Raw genomic sequence first — 6,753 nt, forward strand, 5'->3', positions numbered from 1 at the left:
ACCTCATTAGAAACTTTGATCTTCAGACCACTGTAAGTCATTGATGAATGCTGTTAATTCATCGAACGTCACAATATCACAAGTATAGTTTGTTTTATCCATAAAATCAACTAACATCTGCTTGAAGAACTTAGGACTTGCCTCTTGTTCCTCATCATAAATGAGCAATGTTTGATCCGAATGTTCAAGCATAAATTGATCTGCTTGTTTAAATTGAAAAGGACCCTGATACGACGTATGAAAAATACTATCAACATAATCTGCATGCTTAATTATGTTGGCATACTTACTTTGATTATGTTCATTCCACTTTTCTGTATGTCCTTGGAACGGTGTAATTACAGCAAACTTTAACGAATCATATGTTCGTTGTAATTCAATAACAACTTCTGCAGTCCATAATTCTATACCCATTTGCCCTTGTATTAACACCCATTCTAATCCTTCATCCAACAGTTGTTCAATTTTATGTTTTATAAATTGTTTTAAATAATGTACTTCAGGTGCGTCATCTTTAAAAATGTTTAATTCGAATGATTTGTAACCTGTTACATAAACTGTTTTAACCATCAGTACCCTCTTTTGTTACGCCATCTAATATATTTTGTAAATCATATTGAACACTTTTAAGCTTTTCTATAAATAACTTTCGACTTGTTCGCTTAAAATGACATTCGACAGAAAGTTGTTCAATGTTAGCAATCAGTAGCTCAAATTTCCTTGAATTCATATAAGGTACTTCTATAATAAATTCACGATGTAATTTGATCTCATTGAGCATGCTATCAATATGTTCAGTATATGGCTTTACAGTTTGGTAAAAATCATGATCTTGTTGTTGTGATTTCACATTTTCAAAATTTTGTTGCATGTTGTTAACTTCATAAATTAGTGATTCGACTAAATCATTCATGAGGACGCCTCCTACATTTTTTAATTTATCACAATATACTGTATTCGTCATGTTTTAACACTCTATATAATTTGATTTAACTATTTTTTCAAATGTGTTATCTGTTAAATCAAGTAAATCTAAAAACTTCCTATATAAATACAAAATTTTATCGTGTATGTTGTTATACGATGAAAATACTTTTAATCTAATAAAATCATTTAAATCAAATACACCTCTGCTGATTAACAACACATACTTGTACTTGCCTCAAAAATAATAATTACTGATCATGATTTGACTTTTATAACAAAATTCAAAAATATTGTAATGAGTATTCATTTTTATAAGCAAAACTTTTCAATTAATTAAAATTGTGTGTAAAATTCCAACATTAACGGTAAATGTATTATAATATTATTGTGTTAATGCTGAAATCACGTTAAAATAAGCTTTGGTGTATTGTGTCTTTCGCATTTATACTAATTTAAGTTTGGTGTTTCACTATAATGTTGTGTATAATAAACAACGTTTACTACCAAACTTGTGTGGTGAAATTTATGAATTATCCAAATGGTAAACCATATCGTAAAAATAGTGCTATAGACGGAGGGAAAAAGACCGCTGCCTTTAGTAATATTGAGTATGGTGGACGTGGTATGTCACTTGAAAAAGATATCGAACATTCAAATACGTTTTATCTTAAAAGCGACATTGCAGTTATTCACAAAAAGCCTACGCCAGTACAAATAGTTAATGTCAACTATCCTAAGCGGAGTAAAGCTGTGATTAACGAAGCTTATTTTCGTACACCTTCAACAACTGATTACAACGGCGTTTATCAAGGTTATTATATTGATTTTGAAGCAAAGGAAACTAAAAACAAGACGTCCTTTCCTTTAAATAATATTCATGACCATCAAGTCGAACATATGAAAAATGCATATCAACAAAAAGGTATTGTGTTTTTAATGATTCGTTTTAAAACGCTAGATGAAGTTTATCTTTTACCCTATTCAAAATTCGAAGTATTTTGGAAGAGATATAAAGATAATATTAAAAAGTCTATAACAGTTGATGAAATACGAAAAAATGGTTACCATATTCCTTATCAGTATCAACCAAGATTAGACTATCTAAAAGCAGTTGATAAGTTGATATTAGATGAAAGTGAGGACCGCGTATGACGGAAAACAAAGGATCTTCTCAGCCTAAGAAAAATGGTAATAATGGTGGGAAATCCAACTCAAAAAAGAATAGAAATGTGAAGAGAACGATTATTAAGATTATTGGCTTCATGATTATTGCATTTTTCGTTGTTCTTTTACTAGGTATCTTATTGTTTGCTTATTATGCTTGGAAAGCACCTGCTTTTACCGAAGCTAAATTACAAGATCCGATTCCTGCAAAGATATATGACAAGAACGGAGAACTTGTTAAAACATTAGATAATGGCCAAAGACATGAGCATGTAAATTTAAAAGACGTGCCGAAATCAATGAAAGACGCAGTACTTGCAACTGAAGACAATCGTTTCTACGAACATGGCGCACTTGATTATAAACGTTTATTCGGTGCAATTGGTAAGAACTTGACTGGTGGATTTGGTTCTGAAGGTGCCTCAACATTAACACAACAAGTTGTTAAAGATGCATTTTTATCACAACATAAATCTATTGGACGTAAAGCTCAAGAAGCATACTTATCATATCGTTTAGAACAAGAGTATAGTAAAGATGATATCTTCCAAGTATATCTAAATAAAATTTACTATTCTGATGGCGTAACAGGTATTAAAGCTGCTGCTAAGTATTACTTTAATAAAGATTTAAAAGATTTAAACTTAGCGGAAGAAGCTTATTTAGCCGGTTTACCTCAGGTTCCAAACAACTATAATATTTATGATCATCCAAAAGCTGCTGAAGATCGTAAAAACACTGTTTTATACTTAATGCATTATCATAAACGCATTACAGATAAACAGTGGGAAGATGCTAAGAAAATCGATTTAAAAGCGAACTTAGTAAATCGTACTGCTGAAGAACGTCAAAACATTGATACAAATCAAGATTCTGAGTATAATTCATACGTTAACTTTGTAAAATCTGAATTAATGAATAATAAAGCATTCAAAGATGAAAATTTAGGTAATGTATTACAAAGTGGTATTAAAATTTATACAAACATGGATAAAGATGTTCAAAAAACATTACAAAATGATGTTGATAATGGTAGCTTCTACAAGAATAAAGACCAACAAGTTGGTGCAACGATTCTTGATAGTAAAACTGGTGGTTTAGTTGCTATATCTGGTGGACGTGATTTCAAAGACGTCGTTAACAGAAACCAAGCAACAGATCCTCACCCTACTGGTTCATCTTTAAAACCTTTCTTAGCGTATGGACCTGCCATTGAAAATATGAAATGGGCAACAAACCATGCGATTCAAGATGAATCTTCATATCAAGTTGATGGTTCTACATTTAGAAACTATGATACGAAGAGTCACGGTACTGTATCTATTTATGATGCTTTACGACAAAGTTTCAATATACCAGCTTTAAAAGCTTGGCAATCAGTTAAGCAAAATGCTGGTAATGATGCACCTAAGAAATTCGCTGCCAAACTTGGCTTAAACTACGAAGGCGATATTGGTCCATCTGAAGTACTTGGTGGTTCTGCTTCAGAATTCTCACCAACACAATTAGCATCAGCATTTGCTGCGATCGCTAACGGTGGTACTTATAACAACGCGCATTCAATTCAAAAAGTAGTTACTCGTGATGGTGAAACAATCGAATACGATCATACTAGCCATAAAGCGATGAGTGATTACACTGCATACATGTTAGCTGAGATGCTAAAAGGTACATTTAAACCATATGGTTCTGCATATGGCCATGGTGTATCTGGAGTAAATATGGGTGCTAAGACAGGTACTGGTACTTACGGTGCTGAAACTTATTCACAATATAATTTACCTGATAATGCAGCGAAAGACGTGTGGATTAACGGCTTTACACCTCAATACACTATGTCAGTCTGGATGGGCTTCAGTAAAGTTAAACAATATGGTGAAAACTCATTTGTGGGACATAGCCAACAAGAATATCCACAGTTCTTATATGAAAATGTGATGTCAAAAATTTCATCTAGAGATGGCGAAGACTTTAAACGTCCTAGCTCAGTAAGTGGTAGTATCCCATCAATCAATGTTTCTGGTAGTCAAGATAACAACACTACAAATCGTAGTACACACGGTGGTAGTGACACATCAGCAAACAGCAGTGGTACTGCACAATCAAATAACAATACTAGATCTCAACAATCTAGAAACAGCGGTGGATTAACAGGTATATTCAACTAATCCACACAACATAAAATCCTCAGTTATACCATATTTATGGCGTAGCTGAGGATTTTTTAGGTTCTTCATCTTTTATGGTGGGAAGGTAAAACTTCCTGCTTTTTTTATAAGTATTCATACGCTATTGCTATATTAGTAGAAACCTTAAAATCAGTCATTCACATACATTTTGAAACATCTAAATAGTTTTTCATATTCACATCTTTAGCTATTTAAAATTATTGACATTGCAAAAGTGGTTGTTCCCATTTTTAAAATTATGATTATATTTTCTCATAGTCATCTTAGACGCTGTTTTAAATTGATATATTTATTAATTCCCTGTGTACGTTAATCAGTGAAATATCAACATGTTTGCAACATATTTTCACAATCATAGATATAAGAAATCCACCTACGATTCGAAATAGATATCTTAAAGCATATCTCAAGATATCCATTATGATGTAGATGGACAGTTTTTATATTAAGACGTTGTAATGACACGACACCTAACATAAATATAAATATGTGTGCATGAATTAGTTTTACATATTTTCAACATTAGGAAATGATCAATCTTGTCTATACCTGCTTATTCTTTAACCTTGTTTGATAACTAGCATTCATTTTAATCAATTCAGTTTTAAAGGTCTTCATTTGTCGATAGCCCATAAAATGATATTTACGTTCAATCATATAATCATATCTTTCTTTAAAATTCATTGGCACAACAGGATATTGATTTAAATTATCAAAATCAATATTGCCAGTTATGTCATTAACCTGCTTAAAATAATCAATAATTTTACTATGGTATTCATCCAAGTAGGGCTTTGCTTCACTAGAACCTAATGTCTTATTTTTGGCAAATACATCAATCTCTTGTTCTAAATTATCAAATACCTCTTTTGTAATATTTGTCATGTTATCACGCTTCTTTCAAACTAGCTTTATAACGTTTTTGTCCTTCTCTACAATCTTCTAATAATGGACAAATATCGCATTTAGGTTTTCGGGCTAAACAGTGGTATCTTCCAAAGAAAATGAGTTGATGATGGCTCCTATTCCATCTATCTCTAGGTATGACAGAACATAAACGGTCTTCTACCTGTCTCACATTATCTTTCCAACGATTAATACCTAAGCGTTTAGAAACACGTTCTACATGCGTATCAACAGCTAATGAAGGTTCATCAAATGCTACACTCATGACTACATTAGCTGTTTTACGTCCTACACCTGCTAAACTTTCTAATTCCTTATGTGTTTGTGGTATTTCTCCATTAAATTGATCAATCAAAGATTGACAAAGTTTCTTAATATTCTTAGCTTTGTTACGATACAAACCGATAGAACGAATATCATTCATAAGTTCTTCATCACTGACTGCCAAATAATCTTCAGGCGTTTTGTATTTTTTAAACAGCTCAGTTGTTACTCTATTTACTAGAACGTCTGTACATTGCGCTGACAATAATACAGCAATAGTTAATTCGAACGGATTATCATGTTTTAATTCACATTCTGCATCCGGAAACATATTTGCTATAACATCAACCATTTCTAATGCTTTTTTCTTACTTACCATCAAGGTTCTCCCCATTTAACCAATCAAATTTAGGTACCGTTTTAACTGTGTGCGTCATTTTCGGTTTATTGAATTTTTCTCTTATTTTTCTAGAATCGTCAATTGTTTTGACATTGTTTTTCTTCCAATTAAGTAAAATACGATCTATATATTTAAAGCTAAGTTTATTCAAACTATTCGCCTCGTCTAATGCCGCTTGTATAATTGCAGTATCGTGTTTATCAACATCAATCCATTGATTTAACGTTTCTATTTCATATGGAGATAACGGCCTTGCAAATGTATCCTCTAAAACTCTAAATAATTGTTTAAATTTTTCTTTACTATTTTGCTCTTTCGTTTCCATACTTTGTTGCTTCAATATATGACTTAATTTTTCGAAAAAAGGATCTAGATTCATATATTCGGTAAATCTACCTTCTTCATCTTTTTGAACTTGTAATTCTAGCAATTCACGTTGTATCAAATTTTGAATAACCATTGTAATATCACGTGGTTGCATAGTTGAGCCCTTCTGAAGTAATTCAATTGAAGGCTGTTTATTTGATGTTTCGGAAGCATAAATCAATTTAAGCAAAATGACTAAATCTTGCTCATCTAAACCTAAGTCACTGTAATGGTCTAATAATTCTCTTCGTATCACTACAGGTCTTGCTTTTAATTGATATTTATCCATGTTCGTGCCCCCTTTTAAATTTAACCATTACTTAATAGTATAAATCATTTTCTTTAATTTTCGACTAAAATGCTTAATATATTTAACTAGTAGCAAACAAATTTTAAATAACAGTATTTTTAGTCAAGTCCAGACTCCTGTGTAAAATGCTATACAATGTTTTTACCATTTCTACTTATCAAAATTGATGTATTTTCTTGAAGAATAAATCCATTCATCATGTAGGTCCATAAGAACGGCTCCAATTA

The 6,753-nt window shown here is 31.7% G+C and carries 8 protein-coding genes; 2 read left to right on the plus strand and 6 right to left on the minus strand.

Translation table 11 applies throughout. The features are described from left to right. Nucleotides 1-6: 6 nt before the first annotated feature. From IDG63_RS06370 to IDG63_RS14940, 3 genes are read right to left on the minus strand one after another with little or no spacing between them, the layout of a single operon-like run. Complete coding sequence (locus IDG63_RS06370) at nucleotides 7-570, minus strand: SLOG family protein (protein ID WP_000241308.1); 564 nt, start codon at nucleotides 568-570, stop codon at nucleotides 7-9. Beyond that, nucleotides 563-913 carry a YppE family protein gene (locus IDG63_RS06375; protein WP_000999169.1) on the minus strand — a complete coding sequence of 117 codons (351 nt, stop codon included), beginning with the start codon at nucleotides 911-913 and terminating at the stop codon, nucleotides 563-565. The genes IDG63_RS06370 and IDG63_RS06375 overlap by 8 nt, the downstream gene beginning before the upstream one ends. Before the next feature lie 54 nt (nucleotides 914-967). Further along, nucleotides 968-1,147 (minus strand): hypothetical protein, encoded by a 180-nt coding sequence (locus IDG63_RS14940; RefSeq protein ID WP_001788819.1) that lies wholly within the window; start codon nucleotides 1,145-1,147, stop codon nucleotides 968-970. Between the two features lie 305 nt (nucleotides 1,148-1,452). Between IDG63_RS14940 and recU the strand changes: the two genes are divergently transcribed. Then, the gene (gene recU, locus IDG63_RS06385; protein ID WP_001108889.1) at nucleotides 1,453-2,079 is read left to right on the plus strand and encodes a Holliday junction resolvase RecU; all 627 of its coding nucleotides are present in this window, start codon (nucleotides 1,453-1,455) and stop codon (nucleotides 2,077-2,079) included. Beyond that, a complete protein-coding gene (locus tag IDG63_RS06390) occupies nucleotides 2,076-4,259 on the plus strand; it encodes a transglycosylase domain-containing protein (protein WP_000138343.1) in 2,184 nt (727 codons plus the stop codon). The genes recU and IDG63_RS06390 overlap by 4 nt, the downstream gene beginning before the upstream one ends. A gap of 564 nt (nucleotides 4,260-4,823) precedes the next feature. Here IDG63_RS06390 and IDG63_RS06395 read toward each other — a convergent pair. The 3 genes from IDG63_RS06395 to IDG63_RS06405 are packed head-to-tail and all read right to left on the minus strand — an operon-like array spanning nucleotide 4,824 to nucleotide 6,505. After that, nucleotides 4,824-5,165, minus strand: coding sequence for a YpoC family protein (locus IDG63_RS06395; protein WP_000182028.1), 342 nt, complete (start codon nucleotides 5,163-5,165; stop codon nucleotides 4,824-4,826). Nucleotides 5,166-5,169: 4 nt separating this feature from the next. After that, nucleotides 5,170-5,829: an endonuclease III gene (gene nth / locus IDG63_RS06400; RefSeq protein WP_000253775.1), complete on the minus strand. Its 660-nt coding sequence runs from the start codon at nucleotides 5,827-5,829 to the stop codon at nucleotides 5,170-5,172. Then, entirely contained in the window at nucleotides 5,819-6,505 is a 687-nt protein-coding gene (locus IDG63_RS06405) for a DnaD domain-containing protein (RefSeq protein ID WP_000362220.1), read from the minus strand. The genes nth and IDG63_RS06405 overlap by 11 nt, the downstream gene beginning before the upstream one ends. Between the last annotated feature and the right edge of the window lie 248 nt (nucleotides 6,506-6,753).

The sequence above is a fragment of the Staphylococcus sp. EG-SA-14 genome, from assembly GCF_017151935.1.
Taxonomy (GTDB): domain Bacteria; phylum Bacillota; class Bacilli; order Staphylococcales; family Staphylococcaceae; genus Staphylococcus; species Staphylococcus aureus.